We start from the raw sequence: 25917 nt of genomic DNA, 5'->3' as shown, positions 1-25917 counted from the left end.
TACCACAGCAGCTTACGGTGGTTTGAAGCCTCCACCTGCATGGCGGCTTCGAGGGGCCCTCCCTCATCTTCGATTAAGCATGGCTTGAAGTTTCCTTCTTCGCCTTCTTGGCACACCCTGGTCAGAATCTTGGAGAATTCTCCCGTTGCCCTTTGCTTTTACGACAGCAACTTTGACTCTGTATTCTTCAACAAGAGAGCGAAGGAAGCAGGTTTTGACATTTCCGCCTTATCGGTTTCGTCTGAAGGGAAGCCCTTCATTGAGTCAGTTGGATCGGAAGAGACCAAGAGATATTTCAGGAGTTTCATTGTCGACTTTCAAAGGGATGGTTCGCATTCGGGCCGGGCAAAGTACTCGGTCGACATAACAGATAGCGAAAGAGCTAAGTTTGAGCTTAAGAAAAGCAGGAACAAGATCAAGAAGCTTCACGAAATAGCTCTGAAGCTTTCAAAAGCCGATAGTGAGGAAAGGGTTTACGACCTCATCGTGTAAGCTTCGCAGAAGATACTGGAGTTCGATGTATATAGTCTCGATATTGTGGAGGGGGATTTTCTGGTAGTAAAGAGAGTTACAAATTCCGTTCCCGATAAAGGGGATGATTGCTACAACAAGCACGAGGGAATTGCCGGAAGAACTCTGAGGGAAGGCAAGACACTTGTCTTCCCGGATATCTCAATATGCGTCGAGGCAAAACCTAAAAGCAGTGATTATCGCTCTGCTTTGAGCATTCCAATAGGCAACTTCGGTGTGCTTCAGACGATTTCTACCGAGCTTGACGCTTTTGATAGTGAAGACGTAGAGCTTGCAGAGATTTTGGCCGCTCATGCCGCCGAAGCCATCAATGGAATAAGGAACAGAGGAGAGATCACAAGACTCACTTACAATGATCCTCTGACGGGAGCACTCAGCAGGCATGGTGTGGAGAAGTTCACTTCTGTAGAGATTGAAAAATCAATCAGACACTCTGTACCCTTGTCGCTAATGATGCTCGACATTGACGATTTCAAAAAGATAAACGACTCTTTCGGTCACGTTTATGGTGACTCGGTTCTCTCCTGGTTGGTAGAGTCGGTTAGAATGATTATCAGGAGTACCGATCAGGTTATTAGATGGGGAGGCGATGAGTTCTTGATTGTCTTGCCGGAAGTAACTCTGGAGGGAGCGGAATCTATGGCGGAGAGAATACTTGACCACTTGAAGAAGAGAACCATTGAAGAAAGGGCAGAAATAACCGTCAGCATAGGAATTACCAGCTTTCTGGGTGATGGGGATGATATTGACCGTATGATAAACCGCGCCGATTCCGCATTGTATGAAGCCAAAAGCAAGGGTAAGAACCGCTTACGCGTTTTCAGAGAGAGTCAGAGCTAAATAGAAGGGACTGTTCTCACGATCGAAAAGTTGCCATCGGGACCCTCTTCAAGGTAGACAGAAATCCTTATGTCCTTTATCCAGTTTCCCTCGCGAGAACCCAACGAATTCCACTTGCAGCTGTCGATATCGAGAGGCTTAATGGAAATCGATGCGGTTAGTATGGCTATACCGTTGGATTCCTCATGGACGTTTATATTCTCAATTAAGAATCCCGTCAGTCTCGACTCCAGAGGAAGCCCACGATCTTCGTATCGCTTCATGTATTCACGAAGAAGAGAACTGCCGGTTTCTCTTATGCTTGCCTCGCGAGCAAAGGAGCTTTCTACAGAAGAGTGAAACAGAGTGTCGCCGAAGAAAAGCACAGTACCTAAGAGAACTGCCTGCAAAAGGATTATCAGATAGATCCATCTGTGATCTTCCACTAAAAATCATCTCCTCTGACTCCTGACAAAGATCTCTACCCGTAGATTATACCTCATTTGTCTGTCTTATCAGAGTTCACAACAGTTAGTCAAGCACGACCGGCTGAGCAAGAGCATCACTATGGTTATTAGCCTTTTCCCTTTGAACTAATGAAAGTCATAGTCTGAAAAAGGCTGGGGCGAAAAAACTCAAGCCTTAAAACGGCAAGAGTTAAATTGCACAAGAACTTCTTCACAAATCTAGCTGATTGACTTCAGCACCTGCCTAGCCCAGTTGACGCTAGCGTTGGCCGCATAATTGACGCCAGATCCGATCGGATCGTAGAAATCAACAGCTCCAATTATCTTGTTGGCCGACAGTTTGCTAATCATCTCCTGAAAAACTATTCCCATAAGGCCCTCATGAGTGCAGAAAAGAGCTATCTTCTTTTCAGAGAGATTTGCTTCCTTCAAAAAGCTCTCCATCGGTGGTGCGTAGCTCATCGCCCAGACAGGCGAACCAAGGAATATCAGGTCATATTGATTCGGATCGATCGAATAGGGTTCAAGCTCAGGCACGGGATCCATGCTGACGCTTTCGCCTTCCCAGATATACCTGACCTTTCTTCCGCCCTTCTTCTCTATAGGTCTTAGCTCTAGCAAATCTGCATTCGTTTCGTTGGCAATAGACTCTGCAATCGATTTAGTACTCTCATCGTGAGAGTAATAGACAACGAGAATCTTCTTATCATCTTCATTAGGCATAAATCTTACCTCCATATCCGACTATTATTCTCGTTATTATTCTCTCACATATTTCCTTTTCTTCCAAGTGGTTTCCTTTCTCTTTCGAATACTACTCTTGGGTGAATCTCATTTCCGCGTACTCAGTTTTGAAACCCATCTTCTCATAAACGAATCTTGCAGGATTATTCTGCTCGACATGCAAGGCGATATCTCCGTTGCATAATCTCTTTATCTGTTTGATGAGCTTCTTTCCGATGCCGGTGCCTCTTGCCGTTTTGTCGACAGCAATATAGACCAATATGTGTTCAGGAATGTACCCCTTCATTCCGGTATCGTTGATAACCGAAACACCGAGAACCTTTTCGGCCTCCATGGCCACCAAAACAAATCCGCCTTTTCCTTCTTCGTTAGAGAAAGCGTAATCTATGGATCTTCTTATGGCCTGTCTATCGTCACCGTACTCTTCCAAATGCTTGTGAAGGAATTCGACGATTCTGCCTATTCCTATATCACTCTCAACTTTCTCTCGATTCTCAAATCGTTTGATCGTTATTTTGTCGGTTTTTGTTAGCAACTTCAAAGAACCACCTCCGTGTGAAATAGCTATTCGTTTGTATAACCAAAACTATTATAACATCGTCAATTGTTAACGTGTGTAAAGTCCTATTATGAGGATTTCCGTTATCCGGAGTGATGAGCAGTTATCCTTAGACGTGTAAGATATTGTTCATTTTGACTAGAATACCAACCAATAACAACTCCCGTCGGGCCTTCGATCGATCAAACCGTATTCAATCAGATATCTCCTAAGAAGAGCGTAGTCATCATGGAACTTTCTCAGATTCTCATTTGTCTGTTCTTCGCTATACTTCACACCTGGCTTGAAGACTTTAGCAATCTCTCTCAGGACAATCACTCTGTCCTTTTCTCTCTTTGGAAATCTCGCCAATTTCCGGTCTTCACCGAAGAATCTCGCCACTCTTTCATTGCGCTCGGCCTCGGTCACAGCATATCGTTCATCGATCATAGCGGCGTTTCTATGTACGTCAACAATTCTGTCTTCCTTGCCGACGCTTCTTTCCATCATAAGATGGAGTACGAGGAAGATTTTTGCCTGCCTTGCCTTTTCCTTCAACCTGAAGCGATAATTCCTAACAGTTGACTGACTAAGGCTCAGTTCTCTTGCGATCTCCTTATCACTCATGCCCTTGTAGAATAGCCGCATCAAGGTCTGTTGTTGTTCAGATAGGCCTGTGTACTTGCGATCGAGTTCCAATAGGGTATTAAAGGCCGACCCGTGGCAGGAAGAAATATGTTCATTTACTGCCTTCTCGGCATCCATCAACAGATCGTTACTGCTTTTGAAGAAAAAACCCTTTTTGAAGGTCTTCCCACAAGCAAGACAGACAAATGAATCGTTAAGGAGTTTGTAGCCGGCTTCAAGTTCTTCAATGCTGCTATCCCAGAAAAGCTCCGATGATTCCATTATCTCGCCTCCCGAATAAGAGTATAAGAGAAAAACAAGTTTTTCAAACAATGTAGAGCATTGTTTACTTATATATAGACAAAAGAAGGATTAGCAAATGTATTGGGTAATCATCTGGAGATGACTGACTGTGATCTGGTCGTTCACTCTACCTCGGTGAAAGTACTCAGATCTCTACAGTCAGCACTTCCTTGCTATATGTTGTGGTGAAACCAGCATCTTCGTAGATGCGTTTTGCCGCGAGACGGTCAGAAGTAACAGAGAGCAACGCCTTTCTTTTCCCGGCCTTCCGGAGATAGTCAAGGGCATTAGAGACCAGTGCCCGCGCGAGACGCTTTCCTCTCCATTTTTCAACGACAAAGATCTCTTCCGTGAAACAGTATTCGTTGTTCAGTCTGTCAGGATAGATCATCACACTGCCTGCAATTGAGCTTTTGGCGTCCAATGCTGCAAGGATCACTCCCTCTTTCTTCCAGTAAGGTCTGTTGAAGAAGTAGTGGAGATACTTGTACTCGAGCGGCGAGTCAGGGAAACACGATTGCTCTGCACGTAGATAATTGATAATCTCAGGTTCCTTTCTGGGCTTAAGTCTTGACATTGATAGACCTTCGGGAAGTGGATAAGAAACGACTTCATCCTTCAAGTCTCTTTCCATGTAACTGAAATCTTTCCATCGAGTGAACCCCAAAGACGAGAAGAAATCTCTCTTTGTCTTTTCGCTTTCGGCAATCCTTACACAGATTCTAGTTCCAGCTGCAGGGAAAAAAGAGTTTGTGGATTCGGAGATCAAAGGGAGTGAAGCCTCGAACAGAAGTGACATCAAGTTGGTAGCGGGAGAGTCGGCTACATTTATGTCGAGCCATATATGATGAAAGTGAACTCTTGAGAAGTTCTGTCGGGAAAGAAACCTGGAGAAACCGAGCACTCTTCTTTCGTTTATGGTCAAAAGAATGTTTTTTCTCCCACTTAACAAGGGGTTCTTGAGATCATCCGCGGTGAACCTCTCCGCACAGGGATGATCTTTCTCGTACCTGCTCTGAATGGCTAACATCTGATCTGTGTATTCTTTGGAGTAGCCGACTATTCTCACAAAATCGCCTCCGTGAAACCGAGAAGCATTCGTCGCTTCATAGGATTCTGATAATCACCACTTACATTATAAGTATATTTGAATTTGAATTCGTGCTCAGCTTAATTCATCATAGTTCATCTTCTCGAGAACCAGTCGGATAACTCTGAGGTAAAAGTGGCATAATATATAAATAATAGAATCTATTAGAGTCTTTCAAGTACACCAAAGCAGATAAAGATGATAGGGTGTGATGAGATGAAGGGAAACGGAGGCTCTAGTAGATTTGCTAGTATTCTGATGCCCGGAGGTGGACCTCTTATGTTTTTTGGTAAGAAAGAAGTGGCGATTATTCAGCTTTTTCATGAGCATCTGGATTTCATCTCAAGAACTCTGGAAAACCTTGAAAAGGTATTCATTTCCATCCAGAATGATGACCTATCTTCTGTGGAGATCTATTCGGAAGAGGTACGAAAAATGGAATCGGCCGCCGATGCAAAGAGACGCGAGATGGAAAACGCGATGTATCAGGGTGCTTTTCTTCCAAACTTCCGCGGAGATTTTCTTGGTCTGGCGGAATCCTTCGATAAGGTGGCCAATGAAGCAGAGAATGTCGTTGACCAGATTGAGCTGCAGCGCCTTGTGATCCCGGCAGAGCTGAAGACCGATCTTCTGAAACAGTTACAGCTTGCTGTTGAGACATTTGAGGCATCAAAGGAAGCGGCTATCAATCTCTTTCAAGAGCTAAGCATTGCCGAAGAGAAAATCAAGGAGACTGAACGACTCGAAAACATTGAAGACAGTCACGAGCGAGCTCTAGTCAAGAAGATCTTCGAGATGAATTTGTCCCTCGCAGAGAAGAGGCAGCTCCGGGAACTTGTTCTATCAATAGGTGATATTGCGAATCTCTCTGAAGACTGTTCCGACAGAATGGAAATTATCGTGCTCAAGAGAAGGGTTTGATCAAAAGAGAGCTCTTATAGCGTTAATCGAAAGGTACAGCCCAATTGAAACTAGTCCAGCGATCAAAGGGGTCTGTAGCCAACCAAGAGCGATGTTTCGAAGGATTTTGTAGTTGATGTTTGTCGAGCCTCTTGCCAGTCCAGCACCAATTACTGCACCAACGATTGCCTGTGAAGTTGAAACAGGGACTCCAATTAAAGCGTAGATCCATACCGTAATTGCCTGGGCGAGAACAGCTATTACGGCCGAGAAGTGATCTAGCTGGGTAATCTGCTTTCCAACAGTGTACATGACCCTTTTGCTGAAAGTCAACACGCCTAGGCCGATGCTCAATCCGCCTACGAGAGCGGCGACTTCCAGGGGTATGATTCCGGCATACGGTCCAGTAACATTTGCAACATTGTTGGCGCCCAGAGCGTAAGAGCCATACGCGCCAATGATCAAAGCTCCTATCTTCAGAGACAAGTCCTGGGCCTGGATAGTCTTTATTCTTCGAAAGAATACCGCCGAAATCTTATAAAGGAAGAACGCACCTGCAGCGGCTCCTATGGGTGTTGTTACCCAGCAAATGACCACCTTTGTCAGTACTGACCAGTCTACAGTGGAATTCAGAATTCCGATTCCGAGAATCGCTCCCATCATTGCCTGAGATGAAGAAGAAGGAATTCCCAAATATGTCATTACAATCATGGAAAGAGCGGCTCCTATGGTACTTATTGAAGCAGTAAGAAGCGTCTGGGTGCTTACACTCGAGATCGTTTCAAGACCTCGGGAACCCTCAAGCAGTGAACCGATTAGTATGAATATCGCCGACAACACGACCGCAACACGATATTTCACAAGTCCCGAAGTAACCGCCGTACCGTATACATTTGCAGCGTCGTTTGCCCCTAATGCCCAGCCAAAAACAACTGCCGGAATTATCGCAAAGAACATGTTAGCCTCCATAGGGAGAAAGAAAAGTTGATAGATTATATCACGGTATTACATAGATTCGAAGCCATCTTTGAGAGATCGGGCAGAAAGAGACGAAGGTAGCAGAAACTGAAGGGAAATCCATTGGAGAATAGGCGGAATTCAGAACTCGATGAATAAGATCTCGGGAGGACTTGCCAGTCTTCCGGGAAACCAGCCGCCTATACCTCTAGTAACGAAAATCTTTGTTCCGTTTGTTTCGTAAAGCCCGCGATAGTAATCGCCACTAAAACCTCTAGAGCTCTTCAGGATGATTTCTGTAAGCCAGGGTATGTAGAATTGACCCCCGTGAGTGTGTCCTGCCAGCACAAGATCGAATTTTTCAAGAATGTCAGGATGTTCTTCGAGCATATTAGGTGCATGAACCATGAGTATCTTCAGATCATACTCATCATCAGGAAGGAACTTAGTCCACGAGAAGTAATGATGGGACGGAGTGCCCGTCAATCCCAGTTTTTTTCCTGCAATTTGAATCACAGTCGAGCGGGTATGAATCACGTTTATCCCCAGCTCCTCGTAGATCTTCCCCATGACATCTGTCTCGGATTCCTCCCAGTTTCCATATACGGCATAAACGGGCGCTATTCTGACTAGTTGCGAAAAGTAATTCTTCATAAACTCCATATCTGTATAAGGAGACAAAACATCGCCCCCAAATAGAATCAGATCTACACCTTCGTCGACGAGCCTTTCAAGAAGATGATCGTGAATGGGTTTCTTCATCCAAATGTGAATATCGGCAAAGAAGGCAATTTTCGCCGAAGGTTCTTCCGAGAACGTAAGCCTTTCGATCGTCAGAATGTTTGGTTCTATCAAAAAGACGTAGGCGATTATGCCGGCAACAATTAACCAGATCTTCCAATGCTTCAAAAAACCATTCCCTCATAAAGTTGTGTCATACGAACCGATTCTACATGATTATTCAGCAGTCGGTTCAGGCAGTCACTAAAATAAGCGTGATTTCTTCTTTACAAGCACCCTACCTTTCCATTTCGCAGCTCCACAAAGGTGAGCAACTATCGAATGGAATCCGATAATTGATGAGACGAGAGTGATCAGCGGATACAGAATAATCACCAGGGGTCTGAGTGAAAACTTCACGCTGGCGAGAAGCCACATACCGAATGAAAGTGTCAGACTAATCAGAGACAGAATCCCGGCGGACTCTGGAACGGCGGCTCCAAGAATGAATAGTAAAGCTACAGTGAGAGGAAAGAAATCCAAAGTAAGCATCCAACCCCAAACAAAGGCAGCGGGGACTATTCTGTAGTCAAACAGGGAGAAGTAATTCTTGAGAAAGCCCAAATATGCGGCTTTGAATCCATCGTACATCTTGCACTCTACAAGATCTGAAGCATCGTACAGTCTCCACTTCATCCCAGCCTTCTTTATCAGCCTGCCAAGAGAGATATCATCGACCCCGTGGTCCTTCACAGCCTCATGGCCTCCGATTGAGAGATAGGATAGCCTCCTGAACATCATGAACTGACCGCTGGCTGCCGCGAGTGATTTGCACCTCTTGCCATACGCGATAATGAGTGGAAAGATCGAGAAGACACTGTGAATCATAAATGGTATAGTTATCAACTCACCCAGCGTGTCGGTCTTCTCCTTAACCACGGCCGTCAACAGATCTGTTTTTTCTCTAATCATGACGCTTACAGCGTGTGAAATTGTGGGGGAAGCGTGAACGGTATCGGCATCTGTGAAAAGGAGGATCTCTCCCTTCGCTTCTCTTGCAAGCTGGTGGCATGCCCAGTGCTTGCCGAGCCATCCTTCTGGCAAAGCTTCTCCCTTAATTACTCTGAGGTTGTTAAACTCACTTCTCATTGATTCAAGGATTTGGAGTGTTGCGTCGGATGAGCTATCGTCGAGTACGATTAGTTCGAGATTGCGGTAATCTTGATTAAGAAGGGAGTAAACGCACCTTGAGATGTTTTTCTCTTCGTTTCTGGCAGGAATCAGTACTGAAACCAGAGGGCCATGGAGAACCCTTTCGAAACGGCTGATCTTTTTCATCAGAATCGCGTTAGAGACTGAAATTAAAAACATCATACCTAGGAAGAGAGCAACTGAAACTGACTGGGAGAGAAGAGAGGTCATTTTTCCTTCCTCCGAAACCTGAATGCTATGGGAAAAGCAAGCTGATCACTGTGTTTGAAAGCAAGGATTGTTGTGTTTATTGTCCAAATTGAGATAGCAATAACGTCCTTCTGAACGACGAGAAAGATCAGGAGGCCGCACATGCTCAGAATTACCTTCCAGCCATCGGTCCTGGGATTTATGACGAATGAGAACAACAACATAAACGCTCCGATTATTGAAGGTCCGACCCATTGGGTTACACCTGACCAGATGCCGAAAGAGACCGCTACAGCCTTACCTCCATTCATTCGCAGAAAGGGTGAAAAGGCGTGACCCAGAACCGGAGAGACTGCGACGGGTACTATCTCCCAGCCGGAAATTCCTCCAATCGAAAGGGCGAGCAGCACGGGAAGATACCCCTTGAAGTAGTCGAGCGCCATCGCTAACAACCCAAGTGCTAGTCCTGCTCCCCTTATCACATTGGAAGATCCAGGGTTGCCGTCGCCAATCTCCCTGATCTTCTTACCGGTCGTCTTCTCATAAATCATTTTAGAAAACATTATTGAGCCTGAAAAAAAGCCAATGAGAGTCCACAGGATGAACATCAAATCTTCCTCCGGCATAGAGCATATTACTTTCCTCATCTAAATGCCCCGAATGCTTGACGAGGAGAGATCTCTCCTCTTGTTGACAGTCCAAACTTCTTTCCGAGCTACGATTTCGCTTATGACTTGGTATCTTCTTCTAAACAACTTACAAAGGAGAGAGCCACTTGTATGTCGACTGAGCCCAGGATTCACGATATCAACTCTCTGCTTCTATTGAACCATGAGAAGTCAATTATACATAGCAAACCGGGCAAAGCGCTTCTTGAGAGCGAATAGCTTGATTTCTGCAAGACCTGAAGTAAATGATAAAATCTCATCGAATATCGGAAGGGATGGTAAAGATGAAGAGAATTCTATCCGTGTTTCTCCTCTTGTTCTCATTAGCACTGCCACTTCTCGCACATAGTTTGGAGGATGTATCTGTAAAGGAGTGGAGGCAGGACATCGGGTTTCTCGAAGAAAAACTGTTGAACACTCACCCTAATCCCTATTTCAAGACGGATGAGGGTACGTTCAGACAGCTTCTGCGAAGTCTGGAACGCGATCTGGAGAATCTGTCGTCCAGCGAGATCTACACAAGGCTTACAGAAATCGTCGCATCGATTGGAGACGGCCACACTGCGATCTATCCCGATAGCAGGCTTGCTGTCTATCCAATTTACACTTACTGGTTTACTGACGGGCTTTATATAGTTGCCACATCGGATAGTGAAAAGCACCTGCTGAACTGCAGAGTAGTTGAGATTGCGGGCATGGAAGTCGAAGACGCTTTGTATAGGTTGAGAAAGGTTGTATCATTCGACAATGAATGGGGATTTCTCCAATCTCACTCTGACTATTTGAACAAAGAAGAGATTATGAAGGGCCTGGGAATGGTTGACATGGATGGAAATCTTCTTCTTAAGGTCGAAAAGGAAGGAGAGATAATTGAAGCCTCCGTAAAGCCTCAAAGAGAAGTATTTCATTGGTTACAGAAGAGAGCGGATGAGATAGACAGAAGCTATCAAGGAAGGAAGTACTGGTATCAGTACTACCCTGATTCCAGGATCTTGCATTTTCATTATGCTTCATGTGGTTCGGAAAAAGTAAACCCGTTCATACTGTTTAGTTGTAGAATGTTTCTATTCACCTGGACCAACCCAGTAAGCAAATTCGTCCTTGATCTCAGGGGAAATAGAGGAGGCAGCTCTGTCGTTCTGGCACCCTTTATTCTAAGAATGATGATAGATTGGAGATTGAACAGAACTGGAAAGCTCTTTGTTCTAATCGATCGCGGAACCTTCTCTTCGGCAGTTCTCAATGCCATTTCCATGAGAAAACGCACAAACGCGATCTTTGTGGGTGAACCGACCGGTGGCAGTCCGAGGCACTATGGTGAAGTAGGTAGATTTCAGCTGCCTAACTCGGGAATTTTTGTAAGTTGTTCAACCACTTATTGGAAGACTACATCCGATACATCGGAAGCTTTTATGCCGGACATATTGGCGGTGAGATCCTTCCAGGGCTATTACGAAATGCGCGATCTAGCCTTTGAAGCCGTTATGACCTATGGATGGGAAGGGGAGGAATAGATGTTAACTCTGTTTAAGAACGTTGAAGTATTTGCTCCAGAACCTCTCGGAAGGAAAGACATTCTGATTTCTGGAGAGAGGATTGTCGAAATCGATGAAGGGATCAACGAATCGGCCGTTCGGTCGCTCAGCGGAGATGTATTCGACCTAGGTGAGGCGTACGCGATTCCCGGATTTGTTGACGGGCACGTGCATCTAATCGGGGGAGGCGGAGAAGGAGGCTTTTCAACAAGAACTCCTGAAGGTTCTTCGCAGCAATTCGCCGAAGTCGGGACCACGACAGTTGTTGGAATGTTGGGCACCGATGGTGTTACCAGAGATCACGCTTCTTTGCTTGCAAAGGTTAGGGACTTCCGAAACTCGGGGATAGATTCTTACATGCTGACAGGCTCTTACAGATACCCTTTGAAGACGCTTACGGGGGATGTCATGAGGGATATTGTATTCATTCCCGAGATAATCGGCGTGGGCGAGGTTGCCGTCTCGGATCATAGAAGCAGTAACCTTAGTTCCACAGAGCTTCAGAGATTTGCTATGGACGCGCGTGTGGCCGGAATGCTTTCCGGCAAGGCTGGAGTGACCGTGCTGCATCTTGGAGATGGACAGGAGAAGCTTAAACCTCTTTATGAAGCAGTTGCCGACGGTACTCTCAATCCACGACAGATTATCCCTACACACATCTGTCGATCGGAGGAACTCCTAAGTCAGGGCATCGACTGGGTGAGCAACAAGGGCGGATATATTGACATCACTGCGGATGAACAAAGCACACACCTGGTTCTGAAAGACATCTACAGCAAGAAGATCAGATTCGACAGGATCTGTGTCTCTTCTGACGGCCTCGGTTCTCTTCCCAGATTCGATAATGAAAAGAACCTGGTCGGGATAAGGCCGGCACCGGTCGATACTCTTCTTAAAACCTTCACAAGATTGGTCAAAGGCAGAGGTCTTCCGATACATGAAGCTCTGAAGCCTTTTACGGCAAACCCGGCTGCGTTCTATCATCTGCAGAGAAACGGAATTGGGCTGCTCAAGAAGGGAGGCTCTGCAAACATCTTATTCATTGATCGGGATTTCCAGATAATCGAAGTAATTTCCAGTGGAAGATCAATTTTGGAAAAAAGGCGATGATCGGTGTGAAACTATGTGCAGTTTATTACAGCAGATCTGGTTCGACAAAGGAAATTGCGGAAAGCTTTTCCGATTCTATTGGTGCAGAACTCTTCAAACTTGAAGAAAAAAAGCCCTTGAAATCGATATCCGGTCTCTATGCGCTGCTTGGCCTTGGAAGTCCGTTGAAGGAACCGCTTCCAGATATCGGCAGTTTCGAATTCCTGGTGCTGTTGACTCCAATTTACGCCTGGCATCCTTCGCCTCAGATGAATACTTTCGTGAACAATGCCGATCTGAAAGGCAAGAGTGTGTTTCTAGTAGGTGTAGGAGCAGGTGAGACAAATGAGAAAGCTCTAAAGAGATTCTCCGCAAAAGCCGAAAAGGCCGGCGCGAAAGTAGTCGGGACGAAAAACTTCAAAGGATTGCAGATTAAACAGGATTTGAAGGAGGTCAGATCGAATCTTATAGAAAGCGGGAAACAATTAGCCGGAATCATCGAAAGACTTGTCCAATAGACCTAAATAGACCTAGTAGAGATGTTCGAAGAGGATCTTTAGTCCAATCGAGATTAGCACAATTCCTCCGGTTGCTTCCATCAACTTGCCGAATTTCTGACCCAGTCTCTGTCCGCCCGTTACACCTAGAGCGGAGAGCGTTGCAGTTATCAATCCCGTCATCATAGCAGTGAGGATGATTGGTTTTCCAAGGAATGCGTATGCACTCCCTACAGCCAGCGCATCTATAGAGGTAGCTATCGAAAGTAAGATGAGCGTAAGGCCTCTGGTTCGATCCTTGCATGAGACTTCTTCTTTCCTGTCAAGAGATTCGAGCAGCATCTTTCCGCCGATAATTCCAAGAAGAATAAAGGCAATCCAGTGATCGAAATCCATTATATAGTCTCGAAAGCTTGCTGCGAGGAAGTATCCGATGATCGGCATTACAAACTGGAACAGTCCAAAATGAAATGCTACCCTGAAAACATGTCTGCAGGTTACATCCTCCAGAGAGATTCCAGCACATATTGAAACGGCAAATGCGTCCAGTGCTAGACCGGTTGCGACGAGCAGGTTCTCCATCTGAAGCTCCTGGTGTGAGATACCTAGATAGTAACACACCGAGAGACGAGAAGTCTTCAGAAAGAAGCAAAAGCATACTCACTACTGCTTTCAATCATGCGGAAACCGGTTTTCCTCTCGGCGTTTCATTCACTTCACCGGTCTTTCAGCAGAGGTCCTCTGGAGACAGAGAACGTGTGCTCTCCACCACCAGATTGTTTGACGATTCTCAAGAACCACTCTGCTCCTTCTGCGAAATTTGATAGCTTATATTCTGTGAACCGCTATAACTGACTCAATAAGCGTACCGGTATGGGTAGCGGCAGACTGGGTGGAGCCGGCAGCGGGGAAATTCTGGACGAGAGTCACCCGCGTCACGTCCGAAGCCTGCATCGTTTTGATCGCTTATGCTACGTATAGTTCGTACAATCCTTCTCCGGAGGACGATACTCTGCCTTGAACCTGCTGTTGTTATAGAGCATCTTGATAAAGACGCCCCTTTGCTCGAAAAGCGTGGTTGGTCATGACAAGGAAGAATCGAGACTCTCAATCAAGTACAGGGTGTTATTCGCCACCGAGAGTGTGGCCGCCACCTTTGAGCGGCCTCCGAAGTCAACCAGACAGTTCAATCATCCTAGTTGTTCAGAGGTTGATGGCTTTTGGCCTTCGGCTAGGGCGATTTTTGTGATCTTCGTGTGAGTAATTGCTCCGTCACTGAAAGATCCTGGAATTCTTTAGAGGGCTTCTCAAGAGATTCCAGGAACATCGTCTGAAACATCATCTGTGAGAAGATGAATTCGAAGTATTCCTCCATCAGTTTCTCAGCTGGTCCTGTCTCTATTGTCCAGAGATCATCGCCTGATCTATGGACTGAAAATCCATTTATCTGTCCTTCCATAGTTCTGAAAAGTGAATCTGTTTCACGATCCCGCTGAGCAGAATTCCAGGCTAACTCACCCGGAAGCAGGAATTTCAGTTCCGTTGATGCCTGTGAAAAGAAGTCTTGTTCTTCCCCGAGCTTTTCGACATATTCCCAGTGAATTCTGTACAGTGAAGCAAGGGCAGAAGCCGGAACACATTCCATTCTCGATATCAGGGCCTTTCCACTACCGTCTAAAATAGTGTCTTCTCTTTTGTGCTCCATGAAAGTTGCACTAAGAGCAATTGGAAGGATAGACAGAGCAACCGGCAGTAGCCTCATATTGAACCCTCCCAATCTCTCATCCAGGAAGTGGCTTTGGTTGATTCAGCAAGGGTCGCTATTGCGGTTGAAATTCGGCAATTGAAGTCTACTCCCTACACTTTCATTATAAGTTTTCGTAATTCGAACACAGTGCGGCCTGGACAAATCTACACAAAGCACGGCTCCGGGAAGTCCGACACCCTAGTGGAGCTCTTGTTTATCTTATCTCCAGGTCAATAGCAGGGGAACCTCAGAGAGGCACCATATGAAGAAGTTTCTAATAAGCTATCGAATGTTATCATGAAAGAAGGGAGTACAATGTGGTTCGTAGGGGTGCAAGGATGGAGCTTGTCTATGGTACAAGAAACCCGGCAAAAGTGACGAGCATGAAGAAGATGCTTGATGGACTAGATCTCCAGATAAAAGACCCCTGTTCACTCGATCATCTTCCGACTGTTGAGGAGTCCGGAATTAGTCCTCTCGAAAATGCCAAGACAAAGGTGGAGGCTTACTATCGCTTAATTGGCAAACCCATCTTTGCTTGCGACTCCTGACTTTACATCGAAGGCCTAGATTCTGAACTTCAGCCTGGAGTGAAGAACAGAAGGCTGGGTGACAAGGTTATGAATGACGACGAAATGATCGACTACTACAGTAGGCTCGTAGCCGGACTCGGAGGGCGGACAGTGGCTCATTATAGAAACGCCATCTTTCTTGTCTTGAGCGACGATCGAAAACGCTGGCTGATGGATGACACGATAGAAGAGACGTTTTATCTTGTGAGCAAGCCGCATTCGATAAGAGTTGAAGGGTTCCCTATGAATTCGCTCTCTGTTGATGTTCAGTCGGGTAAGTACTTTGTTGACCTTACCGACGAAGAAAGGGCCAGTGCTTATAGCGTCGTAATGGCTTCAGGAATTTCTTCAGCGAAGCAATCCGTTAATATGTTAATATGTTGATGTGCATTCTATAAGAGCAATATCGTAATCCCGCTGCTCATGAAATGCTATTAAGCAGCAAGGCAATAAAGGGAGGACAAAATGGCTTACAAGACAATTAATGGAACTCGACTTTACTACGAGATTAGAGGCAATGAAGGAGGAAGCGAGACGGTCGCCTTTTTCAATGGAGTCATGGCTTCGACGAACAGCTGGTCGCTGCAAACAGGTGTCTTTGAGAGATTCGGGTACAAGATTCTCCTTCACGATTTCAAGGGCCAGCTTCTCTCGGAAAAACCGGCTGGGCCTTACACGTTCAGAGAGCATGCTGAAGAGGCTTTGCTTCTAATGAAGGAACTGGATATTGACAAAGTGCACATAATCGGTACTTCTTACGGAGGCGAAGTAGCTCTAAGATTTGCCATTGATTTTCCTGAGATGGTTAAGTCAATTTCAATCATTGATTCGGTGAGTGAGCTCGACGAGGTTCTAAAGCTTTTTATCCGCAATTGGAAAGAAGCAGCTGGCAAAGGTGACCCTGTGAAATTCTTCTGGAATATGGTGCCGACAATCTACAGCAATTCCTTCATCAAGAGCAATATCAAGATGCTTGAAGAGCGAGCGAATGCATTGAAAAGGGTATCAGAGGACTACTTCGAGGGCCAGATAACTCTGTATGATACGTTCTTGAGCGACGTGTACATGAGCGATTCGCTTGGAAGAATCAGCTGCCCAACGCTTCTAGTCTGTGGTGAAGAAGATATTCTGAAGCCCAGGAGGTTTTCGAAAATCATGGCGGACAGGATCCAGAGATCGGAATTCGCTGTTATTCCTGATTGTGGTCACGTGACAATATTTGAAAAGCCAGACGTACTGAACAGCCTGCTTCTAGGCTTCATTATGAAGAACTCAGATCTTGGAGCTTAATTAGTTTTATGACCGTTATCAGTTAAGAGCTTCTTCTTTGGAATAGCTTGAAAAGCTCCATCACTACCAACAGAGGCGCTGCACATGCCAGCAAAATCAGCCACTGGGAGATCGAAACAGGAGAAACACCGAGCAAGTTCTGGAATAAGGAAGTGTTCATTGCAATCAGGTGGAGGCCGTGTGCTGCAATAACTCCAAAAACCAGAATGTAGTTTCTCCTAAGGGGTACTCTGAAGGCCGACTCTGTTTCTGATCTGCAATTGAAAACATGAACATTTTGCATAAGGACAAACAGAAGAAGAAGTAGATTTCTTGCGGAGTCCTCTTCCATTCCGGAACCCAGAAACACCATCCAGGCAACAAAGGCAACAAGCCCCATTGAGAACCCTGACAAGAGTGTCTCTCCAATCATCAATCTGTCGAAGATCCCCTGGTCTGTTCTTCTTGGGGGATTCTTCATCACCCCGGGTTCGCCTTTCTCGAAGGCAAGGGCAACGTCTTGTATTCCATTCGTGACAAGGTTTAGCCAGAGAATCTGAACCGCAACTAAAGGAAGAGGAACATTGAAGATCACCGCGAGAACAAATAGCAGAAGTTCAGCGGCGCCAGTCGATATCAATAAGTAGATCACTTTGCGAACGTTTGCAAACGCGAACCTACCCTCCTCTATTCCCGATACTATCGAAGCAAAATTATCATCTGTGATGATTATCGAACCGGTATCTTTGGCAACATCTGTACCCGAGCCCATTGCTACACCAATGTTTGCCCTTTGCAGTGCAGGAGCGTCATTCACACCATCACCCGTAACTGCTACGAAGTGGCCTTCTCTCTTCAGTGCTTCAACGATATGAAGCTTCTGGACTGGAGAAACTCTTGCAAAGACATTAGAAGAAAGGCATAGGTTGGCAAATTCTTTGCTTTCGTGGTCGCCAGCGCTCTCGAGGTCTTTGCCCGTAACTACTTTGTCGTTCTTTCCTATGATTTCGAGTTCTTCTGCAATTGCTTTGGCCGTAGACGGGTGATCTCCAGTTATCATAATGACTTTGACTCCAGCATCCTGGCTTTCTCTGACCGCACCTTTGACTTCCGGCCTCAGCGGATCTATGAATCCGACTAGTCCGATGAACACAAGGTCGTTAATCTCATCAATCTCAATATCATCACGGTCTACTTCACCTGAAGCGAAGGCGAGCACTCTGTAGCCGCCTTCAGCCAACGAAAGCGCTTTAGCCTCAATTTCTTTGCTGTCGAGCTCATTGGTGCTACCATCATCATTCAACACAGTTTTGCATCTCGAAAGGATCGTCTCGACCGCTCCCTTCATAGCACATATCTTTTTTCCCTGGTATTCATAAATGGCTGCAGAGTATCTCTTCTCCGATTCGTATGGAACTTCTCTCAATACCCGAGTCTCTTCACGAAGTGACTTCGGTGAAAGACCCGATTTGTAGGCCATTGAGAGAAGAGCAACGTCCATTGCGTCACCACTTTGATGCCACTGGTCGTTCTCCTTTTCGAGAACACCTTCATTGGCTATAACGGAAATCTTTATTAGTTCTTTCAGAGCTTCGGGAATCTCATGTTCGATTCCTTGAAACTCTCCTTTGTCGTTATATCCTTCACCACTTATTTCATAGTCCTTTCCAGAAGCTAGTCTTACAATTCTTGCAGTCTGCTGATTAACTGTGAGTGTTCCGGTTTTGTCACTGGCGATGACGGTGCAACTTCCGAGACTCTCAACTGCTTCGAGCTTTCTGACAATAACGTTCCTTTTTGCCATCCTGCTCGTTGCGACTGAAAGCGCAACAGTTAGAGCAACGGGAAGCCCCTCGGGGATGGCGGAAACAGAGAGCGCCACGGCGAGAAAGAATACGTCGGAAAGAGGGTATCCTTGCAAGAGTCTGAGCAGAGCGAATCCCGCCGCTGCTATCAGCACAATATATGCAATCTTGCGCGTGAATTCCTCCATCCTAATCACGAGAGGAGCCTTTCCTTGCTCGGATCCAGTTACGACTTCTGCAATCTTTCCAATTTCGGTGCTGTTGCCTGTTGCGACTACGACTCCCTTTGCTCTACCCGTTATTACTGTTGAACCGGCAAATGCCAGGTTCTTTCGATCGCCTATCTCAAGATCTTCATCGAGTTGATCCGTGTTCTTCTCAACGGTAGTAGATTCGCCTGTTAGGAACGACTCGTCGACAGAAAGATTGTTGGTTTCTATTAACCTGATATCAGCGGATAACCTATCACCCGACTCGGCAAGAACAATGTCTCCAGGCACCAGTTCATTTGAGTTTACCGTTCTGGTCTCCCCATTGCGTATTACTCTTGATTCCACTTTCATGATTTTCAATAGAGCCTCGGCGCTCTTCTCGGCCTTGAATTCTTGAGTTGTTCCGATAATTGCGTTCAGGACAACTACGGCAAGTATAAAGATTGCATCATCGGGTTCACCAATTATCACGGAAATGAATCCGGCAATCAGGAGTATGTAGATCAAAGGGTCCTTGAACTGCGAGAGAATTATCTGGAGGATAGTGACGGGTTTTTTCTTCGGGAGTTCATTTGGACCGAATCTGTTTAACCTCTCTTTGACTTCTTCTGATGAGATTCCCTCCTTCGAGCTATCCAGATTCTGGAGAGTTTCCTCTACCGAAAGCTTATACCACTTTGTGTTTTCAATACTCTTCTGCATTGTTCCCCCCTGCATCAACAGGAATTCGAGTTTCCTGGTTTTGAGAAGGCCCTCAATGAACTGACCTCAATTGCTCTGGGTGATGAAATACTTCACCCAAGGTCTGCAATATCTAGAAGTATCCTTGAATCCAAATTTCCTGTAGAACTCAACAGTAGAATTCATGAATGATCTTTCAATGTCAAATGATTTCATTCTTCTAATGCCTTCCAAAAGTAGTTGAGTTGCAAAACCGAGATTTCTGTAGTCAACGTGTGTGCCGACCGGTTCAAAGTTTCCATATCGGTTTTCCAGATCGAGCCAAATCGTACAAAAGGAAACATGCTCGCCATTGGGACTTACAACAAAAAGGTCTAGCTCTCTACCGTAATCAGGAGCTTTCTGAATCTCTCTGAAAGCGTCTGCTGGAGGCCAATGTGAAGGTGGACAAAAACCATGAAAGGCCATCGCCTTTGCTCTTGATCTCTTGATCGGATCGTCTTCTTCAGCAATACTGAGTACTTTGTATCCTACCGGAAAGGAAGGAGTCTCTGCATCATCGTGAATCTCATAGACAATGTAGGGAATAGGTGTCTCCAGTCTGATGTAGCCTTTCTCCTCCACCACCGATTCAAGATCGTCAAGATCTTTGACATAGAGTTTCACGAACCCATATCCATTTGCCCAGTCTGCAAGGTTCTCTTCAATGTAATCGATAATCTCAGGACAAAGAAACCCGTAATTCGGATGGATTTGTGTCCAGGCTTCTCCGGGCTCTTCGTTTTCGGAATGTGCTACAGCAACTACTTCTCCATCGCCGGTTTCCCAGATTCCAATTCCGTTTTGCCATAGAGGAAGATCGTCTCTGTGGTCCACATGTGGTCTCGTCGGAACGCCGAAATAACTTGTTGAATAGTACTTATGGAGAGGTATGATGTGAAATCTACAGATATTCCACCTGTCAATGGTCCAGTTGAAAGGTCCTCCACAGAGTGGGAAAGTCTCTATTATCAGGTTTCTTATTCTCATGTAGTCACTCTCTGGGACATAGCTCCTCATGGTGACATCTTTCTTCAAAGAGATCCCTCCCTGAACATAGCATGAGACTTTCTGCACCGAATAATTGTGAATTATACCATAGCAGCAAATCCAACAACTCTCCCCAAGTCTCTCGCTACAGTACAACCAAAAGAAAGGGCCGGAATTCACCCGGCCACTTTTCATCAGTCTCGAGCTGCTGAGCTTATCTGAGGAGCTCAGTATTGAATCGCTCTAGGAAGCTTCTTGGCCTGCTCAATCCAATTCAGAATCTGTTTCTTGGATGGTAATTTGCGCACGAGTCTCTTTGCTGCATTTACTTCCACTACCTTTTCATAAAGGTTATCACCGTTTCTCTTAGAGAGTTCTGGCACTGTGTCGACTCCAGCTGCTTCAAGTAGTTCAGAGTATTCTCCCCCGATTCCCTTGATTCTCATCAAATCTGCGTGATTCACCCAGGTAAGGATGGTCTCTTCAAGAATATCGGTTTTCTTAGCAAGTTCGGCTCGTGCCTTCTTTGTTTCGCAGGTCTTCAGAAGCGCTTCGATTGAATTTACACCCGCATCCTTGAGCTTCTTTTCAAACACGGGTCCGATCCCTTCTACAATAGTGAGTTTCGCCATTGATCTTCCTCCCTTCTATATAGTGGTTTTGATTTCAAACTATCCCGCAACTGCTCTGCCACAACCACATGATTCACTTGGCCATTTCTTGAGCAAGTCCCCAACGGAGGAACTCTCGCAATCAACAACTTGCCCCTCTTTGCTCTTGTCAAGCAAATCGGATGACATCCTCTAAACATCTCCGCTGCTGCCCTATTTACAAAGCAATCACTTGTTGGCGCGGAATCAATATTTTCATCTTTTTTCTCCTTGTCAAGGACCACCAGAAGCAACTATGCCAGTTGCCTAAGAATGCCTGAAACACGATTGGGCTATAGTTTTGTCGGCTCCCAAGATTCTTCTTCATTTCATTTTCCACATAGTCCAGCTAACGCATCTCAGACTCTTTGGTCTTGTGAACGGCTGAGATGGATATACGGACATTCTCTGGAGTATCTTCCCGATGCTTCTTCAACCCCTTGCTGAGAGATTCAAAACCTGGCTCAGTCGAGGAGTAGAGCAAAAGCCCCTTTAGGAGCGTAGGGACACAGGTTAAGTGCGTTCTCTGACCTTCTCCGGAGTTGTATTAACGGATCGGGCTAGTTCCGAAGCGTCATCTTCTTCACAAAGCTGCTTCAGCTCGAGATCAAATAGTCTCACAAATGGCCTCCCTCCTTTGAAATTAGGTAACACCAATGTTATTATACTTCCTTGTTATAAAAAGAAAGGTACTTGGAGAGAGTCGACACTCGAGGAAATCAATACTCCTGGATTCAGTCCTTCCGAAATCTAGTAATACGGACTTTAAGACTTGCAGACTCTATAATTCAGTATGTTGGCTGTGAATCATTGGAGCTCAAAACTCTTCCGAGAGCTGAATTACGAGCGAACCGAATTCTTCGATACTAGGAGCTCAAAGTGAAAAGGAAAGTGAATCTGATTTCTCAATTATCGTTGTTCTGTATCTCTCTTTCTGGAATAGCCTTTCAACTGTTATTGTCCAGGAATCTTTCGGGAGCACTGATGCAATTGAGCTACTACGCTTTGCAGACGAATCTGATAGTCGCAATAGTCGCCCTCTTGAATGCAGTATTCTCCATAAGGACAGCAAAATCACAAATAACAGCAGGATTACTGAGCATTATCACGGGTGGTTCGGTGTTGTGGATAACAGTGACTATGACTATTTACCATCTCCTTCTTTCGGACCACTATTGGCCCAGAGGACAGGCTCTGTTCGCTAACAACCTTTTGCACTAAGTTACACCGCTTCTCGCGATAATCTTCTGGCTAATCTTTGAAGAAGGGAAATCATATAGGTTTTTCTATCCCTTACTCTGGGCGGTATATCCTCTTTCCTACGCGGTTGTTTCGGTGATTCGAGGAGCCATAACAGGTTTTTTCCCTTACTGGTTTCTAAAACCCGCTGCGGCCTATCCAAACGGAATTGGTTCATATCTAAATCTCTTCATCTTCACTCTTGTTGTCGGTTTGATTTTCATCGCGACCGGCTATCTAATGGTCTTCTTGAACCATCTACATCTTTCTGGCGGTCGCTTTACAAATCTATTCAAGAATAATAACCAAATTTGATTAGAAAACTGGCCTAAAAGTCAGTTTGCATTGATTCATATCTCTTGTCCTTATGTAAGTTAAGAAAAGGAGGGCTGGGCCCTCCTTAAGAGAACTAACAACTCGCTGTTAGCGTGTTCCCAAACCTTTGCGGTATCCTCTTCCTTCGCCGAAAGACTTCTCCGCTTCAGAACTACCATTTCTCAAGCGTTTCTGAAGCATCTCTCCGTCATTAGGACATGACTCTCCTACATTGGCTTCAGTTCTTTCAGCAAAACGCGGACACTCTTCGGAAGCAAGTCTAGCGCCCTTGTTTCCTCTGAGTTGCTGACCAACAGCATAGGTTAGAGTTGCCGCCAGGAAAAGTATAAGTACGATTATGACTACTTTCTTCATCCCTATGCACCTCCTTCATTCAAGCAGTACACAAGATATTACTATCCATTCCTTAGAGTTTCCTTAGATTCTCAACTTGGACTTATATTCTGCAGCAAACACTTGGACGGAGCGAATAGCATCACCTAATCAGCAAACAGATCGTGGAGTTCCAAGTAGATTTAATTATGCTGTTCATTGAATAATCGAGATTCGATATCACTGCTTTGACCGGATCCCTTCAAGAACAAAGAGGAAATACGAATTGAATTAAGTGATCTCTCCTTTCTTCCCTAGAGTAGTTGAGCATCTCTAGTTCCAGAACGTATGCTAGAACTCCCTCAATGCATTAGCATCTGTATTCCAAAGCTTTGTAGGTGATTGCATTTTCCAATTGTCGCTTTGCTAGAAGAGTTTTCGTAATAAACACTAGGGAGAGTTTGAAAGGATTTTCACTCGTTAACAATGTTCTGCTTGAAACGGAATCACTCAGGGCAAAGGCCATTCAGGAAGCCTCCACTCGTTAACAACGTTCTGCTTGAAACCCGTGAATCAATGTTCTGACATTCTGTGTTCTTGGGGACTCCTTGGAGCTCCTAGTAACCGCTTGGTCTTTCCTGCACTATCATTCTATGATTTCCCTAACGGTATTGTTCATCTCGTGAGGAATGAGAACCTCCAAGTAACCTTCTATAACATCCCTCCTTTATTGAAGGGTGACCTAAAACTACCCGCTAGCAAAGCCCCTTGAAAATCGTGACGCACTTATCTTTCGGTTCCACGATTCCACCGCTCAACAAAAACCTAGAAATAGAGTTTTGTCGATTTCATGCCGATTGTTTCGTAGATCTGTTCAGTTTGAAGGCGGAAAAGAAGAGGGCCCTGATGAGCCCTCTCTACAAAATTCAGTAGTAAATCAATTCAAGAAGCAGGTAGAAGGCATTTATGCTTTCATAGTATCCATCTATCTCCCAGTAATAGAGATCGTAGCTGCCATCGTCATATACTTCGAATTGGCAGTACACTTCTGCTGGAATCCCTCCAAGGTCGAAGGTTCCATAGAACTCTACAATATCGAGATCATCTGTTGATAGAAAGTAGTCCCAGTATGGATCGTAGAAGAAACTGTCAAAGGCTTCCCCTAGCGTCATCCAGTTGTAGTACACGTCGAAATATGAGTTCTTGACGTCCGTGATTTTCGATGCAAAGATTGAGTTCAACAACGTATTAATCAACGTATCGTCCTGAGTAACATCGTCAACTCCGAGGTAAGCGATCTCGAAGGTCCGTTCATCGACGTTTACTATGAACTGGAAGAGAGCTTCAACAAGCTCGTCGTTGCTGTAGAAGAAGCCCGAGAACTCTACAACGTCTAGATTGTCGGAAGTAAGGAAGTAATCCCAGTAACTATCGGCGAAAAAGCTGCTGAAAGACTCTCCTATTACCCTGTCGGGGAATTCGTAGAAGAAACCGTCTCTTACTATGGAGATTGCTACAGCAGCCCTATCGGGAAGAAAGATCCTCTCCAAAAAAGCGTACTGGCCGCTATTATCCTGAGGAACTCCATTGATCTCCCAATAGCTCAATGTGAAGGTAGAGTCCTCTTCTACAACCGAGAATCGCATCAGAACCGTTGAACTTCCCCTATATTCATCCGCGAAGCTGCCGCTGAACTCAACAATGTTTTGCGTTCCTTCCTTCAAATGCTTCCATCTTGACATCTCGAAGAATGAGTCAAAGGCTTCGCCTATGGGCACATCGGGGAAATTATTGAAAGTTCCGTCGGTTACAATACTGATGAACTTCGCACTGTCTTGTGACAATAACCGCTGGGAGAAAACGGAGCTGGCGATAAGGACTATCAAAATCAGCAAAACAGAAAACTTCTTCATAAACCAACCTCCTTTGTCCTATACCTTGATTAGTAATTGATCTTGAATCTTTGAATCCTATTTCCTAATTGCTCCAGTACAAACACATTGTCTTTACCGTCGACACATATATTGAAAGGCTTCGTAAATAAACCACTTGTAGTTCCTACACCTCCCCACTCAAAGAGGAAGTTTCCGTCCGGATCAAGAACTAGTATCATACTTGTCATTTTGTTTATAAAGAACAGATTTCCAAAACGATCTACCACAGACTCTCCAGGCTGGCCCCAGTTGCCTTCATAGGTTGAGGCCCAGTTTGAAATGTAGTTCCCTTGGGAATCAAACTTCTGGATTCTTCTCATTATGTCGTCCGATACGTAGATGTTTCCATTGCTGTCAACACTCAACCCCGATATTGAGGCGAGATTGCCGGGGTTCATTGCCTCGAACATGTTTACCTTTGCGCCTACTGTCAGCAGAAGAGTTCCTTCCCCATCGAAAACCTGAACTCTTTGATTGAAAGCATCGCCTACATATATTGTGTCTGCGCCATCGATTGCAATATACATAGGTCCGTCAAACTGACCGGGTTCTGCACCTTTACTTCCCCATGACTTCACAAACTTGTTCTCGTTATCGAACTTCTGAACTCTGCCATTCTGGGAATCAGCGACGTATATACTGCCTTTAGAATCTACAACAACATCATGCGGGAAAAGGAATTCACCTCGCTCGCTGCCAAACCTTCCGAAGGACATTTGGTGTTTTCCGGTGCTGTCGAAAACCTGAATTCTATGATTAAGTGTGTCGGCTACGTAAATGAAATCTTTCCCGTCTGAGGCAAGCCCCTGAGGGTCACTGAACTGTCCGTCCTTGTTTCCTTGAGACCCCCATGACTTTTCGAAAGTCACGGACAAACCTAGCAACGAAATAGAAGAAATAATCAGAACCGTAAGAATGGCAAACCACTTCAAAAAATCCACCCCTTTTGGCATCTCATTTTGCCTGTCTGATCTTATCATCCCTGATGCTCAAAACAGAACGATTTCATACACTCGTATCGGGTGATTCCGGGTCTTCGGTCGCAAATGAAAATGAAGGAGCGAGGAAGGCGCAAAACCAAGTATAAACGTGATGTGATGCTTCTACCAACAATCATTGTCTTTGTTTGAGGTTACCGGGCGTTGCCACATAAAGCTACGTGTTCTAAACTATAGATGAGATGTCGTTGATTATTCCTCATAATCGATGGTGATTCAATTTAGCAAGTATATACCCTCAAGATAG

26 protein-coding genes and 2 pseudogenes are annotated in these 25917 nt (G+C 45.2%); 11 read left to right on the top strand and 17 right to left on the bottom strand.

Annotated elements, in window-relative coordinates:
* Positions 1–492, top strand: a pseudogene (locus tag V512_RS01715) (hypothetical protein); the annotation flags it as partial.
* Between the two features lie 45 nt (positions 493–537).
* The gene (locus tag V512_RS01710; RefSeq protein ID WP_099828728.1) at positions 538–1371 is read left to right on the top strand and encodes a sensor domain-containing diguanylate cyclase; all 834 of its coding nucleotides are present in this window, start codon (positions 538–540) and stop codon (positions 1369–1371) included.
* Here V512_RS01710 and V512_RS01705 read toward each other — a convergent pair.
* From V512_RS01705 to V512_RS01685, 5 genes are all read right to left on the bottom strand, one after another.
* Complete coding sequence (locus tag V512_RS01705) at positions 1368–1796, bottom strand: hypothetical protein (RefSeq protein WP_099828727.1); 429 nt, start codon at positions 1794–1796, stop codon at positions 1368–1370. The two genes, V512_RS01710 and V512_RS01705, sit on opposite strands and share 4 nt — an antisense overlap.
* 240 nt (positions 1797–2036) lie before the next feature.
* The gene (locus V512_RS01700; protein ID WP_099828726.1) at positions 2037–2540 is read right to left on the bottom strand and encodes a flavodoxin; all 504 of its coding nucleotides are present in this window, start codon (positions 2538–2540) and stop codon (positions 2037–2039) included.
* A gap of 91 nt (positions 2541–2631) precedes the next feature.
* Positions 2632–3102, bottom strand: a complete 471-nt coding sequence (locus V512_RS01695; protein WP_099828725.1) for a GNAT family N-acetyltransferase — start codon at positions 3100–3102, stop codon at positions 2632–2634.
* Positions 3103–3258: 156 nt separating this feature from the next.
* Entirely contained in the window at positions 3259–4008 is a 750-nt protein-coding gene (locus tag V512_RS01690) for a DUF2087 domain-containing protein (protein ID WP_099828724.1), read from the bottom strand.
* 166 nt (positions 4009–4174) lie between these two features.
* Entirely contained in the window at positions 4175–5098 is a 924-nt protein-coding gene (locus tag V512_RS01685; RefSeq protein WP_099828723.1) for a GNAT family N-acetyltransferase, read from the bottom strand.
* A 300-nt stretch (positions 5099–5398) separates the two neighbouring features.
* On the opposite strand from V512_RS01685, the gene V512_RS01680 reads away from it, so the two are divergent.
* Entirely contained in the window at positions 5399–6040 is a 642-nt protein-coding gene (locus tag V512_RS01680; protein ID WP_099828722.1) for a TIGR00153 family protein, read from the top strand.
* Here V512_RS01680 and V512_RS01675 read toward each other — a convergent pair whose 3' ends face one another.
* The 4 genes from V512_RS01675 to V512_RS01660 all read right to left on the bottom strand — a co-directional run bounded on the left by V512_RS01675 (position 6041) and on the right by V512_RS01660 (position 9705).
* Positions 6041–6976 (bottom strand): inorganic phosphate transporter, encoded by a 936-nt coding sequence (locus V512_RS01675; protein ID WP_099828721.1) that lies wholly within the window; start codon positions 6974–6976, stop codon positions 6041–6043.
* Positions 6977–7117: 141 nt separating this feature from the next.
* Positions 7118–7885: a metallophosphoesterase gene (locus V512_RS01670; RefSeq protein WP_243392204.1), complete on the bottom strand. Its 768-nt coding sequence runs from the start codon at positions 7883–7885 to the stop codon at positions 7118–7120.
* A 75-nt stretch (positions 7886–7960) separates the two neighbouring features.
* Positions 7961–9118, bottom strand: a complete 1158-nt coding sequence (locus tag V512_RS01665; protein WP_099828720.1) for a glycosyltransferase — start codon at positions 9116–9118, stop codon at positions 7961–7963.
* Positions 9115–9705, bottom strand: coding sequence for a glycerol-3-phosphate acyltransferase (locus tag V512_RS01660; RefSeq protein WP_099828719.1), 591 nt, complete (start codon positions 9703–9705; stop codon positions 9115–9117). The genes V512_RS01665 and V512_RS01660 overlap by 4 nt, the downstream gene beginning before the upstream one ends.
* A gap of 344 nt (positions 9706–10049) precedes the next feature.
* Between V512_RS01660 and V512_RS01655 the strand changes: the two genes are divergently transcribed.
* The 3 genes from V512_RS01655 to V512_RS01645 are packed head-to-tail and all read left to right on the top strand — an operon-like array spanning position 10050 to position 12907.
* Complete coding sequence (locus tag V512_RS01655; protein ID WP_099828718.1) at positions 10050–11279, top strand: S41 family peptidase; 1230 nt, start codon at positions 10050–10052, stop codon at positions 11277–11279.
* On the top strand, positions 11280–12410 hold the full coding sequence (gene iadA, locus V512_RS01650) for a beta-aspartyl-peptidase (RefSeq protein WP_099828717.1): 1131 nt from the start codon (positions 11280–11282) through the stop codon (positions 12408–12410).
* Between the two features lie 5 nt (positions 12411–12415).
* A complete protein-coding gene (locus tag V512_RS01645; protein ID WP_099828743.1) occupies positions 12416–12907 on the top strand; it encodes a flavodoxin family protein in 492 nt (163 codons plus the stop codon).
* A 12-nt stretch (positions 12908–12919) separates the two neighbouring features.
* Here V512_RS01645 and V512_RS01640 read toward each other — a convergent pair whose 3' ends face one another.
* The gene (locus tag V512_RS01640) at positions 12920–13468 is read right to left on the bottom strand and encodes a manganese efflux pump MntP family protein (protein ID WP_099828716.1); all 549 of its coding nucleotides are present in this window, start codon (positions 13466–13468) and stop codon (positions 12920–12922) included.
* Positions 13469–14117: 649 nt separating this feature from the next.
* Positions 14118–14648 carry a hypothetical protein gene (locus tag V512_RS01630; RefSeq protein ID WP_099828714.1) on the bottom strand — a complete coding sequence of 177 codons (531 nt, stop codon included), beginning with the start codon at positions 14646–14648 and terminating at the stop codon, positions 14118–14120.
* Positions 14649–14971: 323 nt separating this feature from the next.
* On the opposite strand from V512_RS01630, the gene V512_RS01625 reads away from it, so the two are divergent.
* The 3 genes from V512_RS01625 to V512_RS01615 all read left to right on the top strand — a co-directional run bounded on the left by V512_RS01625 (position 14972) and on the right by V512_RS01615 (position 16495).
* Entirely contained in the window at positions 14972–15184 is a 213-nt protein-coding gene (locus V512_RS01625; RefSeq protein WP_099828713.1) for a non-canonical purine NTP pyrophosphatase, read from the top strand.
* Between the two features lie 69 nt (positions 15185–15253).
* Entirely contained in the window at positions 15254–15589 is a 336-nt protein-coding gene (locus tag V512_RS01620) for a hypothetical protein (protein WP_133117306.1), read from the top strand.
* 81 nt (positions 15590–15670) lie between these two features.
* Entirely contained in the window at positions 15671–16495 is an 825-nt protein-coding gene (locus V512_RS01615) for an alpha/beta hydrolase (RefSeq protein WP_099828711.1), read from the top strand.
* Between the two features lie 22 nt (positions 16496–16517).
* On the opposite strand, the gene V512_RS01610 is transcribed toward V512_RS01615, so the two are convergent.
* The 3 genes from V512_RS01610 to V512_RS01600 form a co-directional block, all read right to left on the bottom strand.
* Positions 16518–19193: an HAD-IC family P-type ATPase gene (locus tag V512_RS01610; RefSeq protein WP_099828710.1), complete on the bottom strand. Its 2676-nt coding sequence runs from the start codon at positions 19191–19193 to the stop codon at positions 16518–16520.
* A 66-nt stretch (positions 19194–19259) separates the two neighbouring features.
* Positions 19260–20249, bottom strand: a complete 990-nt coding sequence (locus V512_RS01605; protein WP_165775320.1) for a GNAT family N-acetyltransferase — start codon at positions 20247–20249, stop codon at positions 19260–19262.
* A gap of 179 nt (positions 20250–20428) precedes the next feature.
* The gene (locus V512_RS01600) at positions 20429–20833 is read right to left on the bottom strand and encodes a DUF4332 domain-containing protein (protein WP_099828708.1); all 405 of its coding nucleotides are present in this window, start codon (positions 20831–20833) and stop codon (positions 20429–20431) included.
* Between the two features lie 897 nt (positions 20834–21730).
* On the opposite strand from V512_RS01600, the gene V512_RS14470 reads away from it, so the two are divergent.
* Together V512_RS14470 and V512_RS01595 are read left to right on the top strand one after the other, a co-directional pair.
* Complete coding sequence (locus tag V512_RS14470; protein ID WP_133117305.1) at positions 21731–22072, top strand: hypothetical protein; 342 nt, start codon at positions 21731–21733, stop codon at positions 22070–22072.
* A 12-nt stretch (positions 22073–22084) separates the two neighbouring features.
* Positions 22085–22405 (top strand): annotated as a pseudogene (locus tag V512_RS01595) (Pr6Pr family membrane protein); the annotation flags it as partial.
* A gap of 108 nt (positions 22406–22513) precedes the next feature.
* Here V512_RS01595 and V512_RS01590 read toward each other — a convergent pair.
* From V512_RS01590 to V512_RS01580, 3 genes are all read right to left on the bottom strand, one after another.
* Positions 22514–22780 carry a hypothetical protein gene (locus V512_RS01590; protein ID WP_099828706.1) on the bottom strand — a complete coding sequence of 89 codons (267 nt, stop codon included), beginning with the start codon at positions 22778–22780 and terminating at the stop codon, positions 22514–22516.
* Positions 22781–23664: 884 nt separating this feature from the next.
* Positions 23665–24651 (bottom strand): hypothetical protein, encoded by a 987-nt coding sequence (locus V512_RS01585; RefSeq protein ID WP_099828705.1) that lies wholly within the window; start codon positions 24649–24651, stop codon positions 23665–23667.
* 29 nt (positions 24652–24680) lie between these two features.
* Positions 24681–25613: a 6-bladed beta-propeller gene (locus V512_RS01580; protein WP_243392209.1), complete on the bottom strand. Its 933-nt coding sequence runs from the start codon at positions 25611–25613 to the stop codon at positions 24681–24683.
* Positions 25614–25917 lie beyond the last annotated feature (304 nt).

The organism is Mesotoga sp. Brook.08.105.5.1 (assembly GCF_002752635.1).
Lineage (GTDB): Bacteria > Thermotogota > Thermotogae > Petrotogales > Kosmotogaceae > Mesotoga.
Note: the sequence above shows the minus strand (reverse complement) of the source record. Positions and strands in the feature narration are given on the sequence as shown.

Bases quoted from the DNA above. Each gene is read 5' to 3' on its own strand.
- V512_RS01700 (WP_099828726.1), bottom strand. From the start codon at position 2,540: ATGCCTAATGAAGATGATAAGAAGATTCTCGTTGTCTATTACTCTCAC.
- V512_RS01690 (WP_099828724.1), bottom strand. From the start codon at position 4,008: ATGGAATCATCGGAGCTTTTCTGGGATAGCAGCATTGAAGAACTTGAA.
- V512_RS01680 (WP_099828722.1), top strand. From the start codon at position 5,399: ATGTTTTTTGGTAAGAAAGAAGTGGCGATTATTCAGCTTTTTCATGAG.
- V512_RS01675 (WP_099828721.1), bottom strand. From the start codon at position 6,976: ATGTTCTTTGCGATAATTCCGGCAGTTGTTTTTGGCTGGGCATTAGGG.
- V512_RS01665 (WP_099828720.1), bottom strand. From the start codon at position 9,118: ATGACCTCTCTTCTCTCCCAGTCAGTTTCAGTTGCTCTCTTCCTAGGT.
- V512_RS01660 (WP_099828719.1), bottom strand. From the start codon at position 9,705: ATGTTCATCCTGTGGACTCTCATTGGCTTTTTTTCAGGCTCAATAATG.
- V512_RS01655 (WP_099828718.1), top strand. From the start codon at position 10,050: ATGAAGAGAATTCTATCCGTGTTTCTCCTCTTGTTCTCATTAGCACTG.
- iadA (WP_099828717.1), top strand. From the start codon at position 11,280: ATGTTAACTCTGTTTAAGAACGTTGAAGTATTTGCTCCAGAACCTCTC.
- V512_RS01640 (WP_099828716.1), bottom strand. From the start codon at position 13,468: ATGGAGAACCTGCTCGTCGCAACCGGTCTAGCACTGGACGCATTTGCC.
- V512_RS01630 (WP_099828714.1), bottom strand. From the start codon at position 14,648: ATGAGGCTACTGCCGGTTGCTCTGTCTATCCTTCCAATTGCTCTTAGT.
- V512_RS01625 (WP_099828713.1), top strand. From the start codon at position 14,972: ATGGAGCTTGTCTATGGTACAAGAAACCCGGCAAAAGTGACGAGCATG.
- V512_RS01620 (WP_133117306.1), top strand. From the start codon at position 15,254: ATGAATGACGACGAAATGATCGACTACTACAGTAGGCTCGTAGCCGGA.
- V512_RS01615 (WP_099828711.1), top strand. From the start codon at position 15,671: ATGGCTTACAAGACAATTAATGGAACTCGACTTTACTACGAGATTAGA.
- V512_RS01610 (WP_099828710.1), bottom strand. From the start codon at position 19,193: ATGCAGAAGAGTATTGAAAACACAAAGTGGTATAAGCTTTCGGTAGAG.
- V512_RS01600 (WP_099828708.1), bottom strand. From the start codon at position 20,833: ATGGCGAAACTCACTATTGTAGAAGGGATCGGACCCGTGTTTGAAAAG.
- V512_RS01590 (WP_099828706.1), bottom strand. From the start codon at position 22,780: ATGAAGAAAGTAGTCATAATCGTACTTATACTTTTCCTGGCGGCAACT.
- V512_RS01585 (WP_099828705.1), bottom strand. From the start codon at position 24,651: ATGAAGAAGTTTTCTGTTTTGCTGATTTTGATAGTCCTTATCGCCAGC.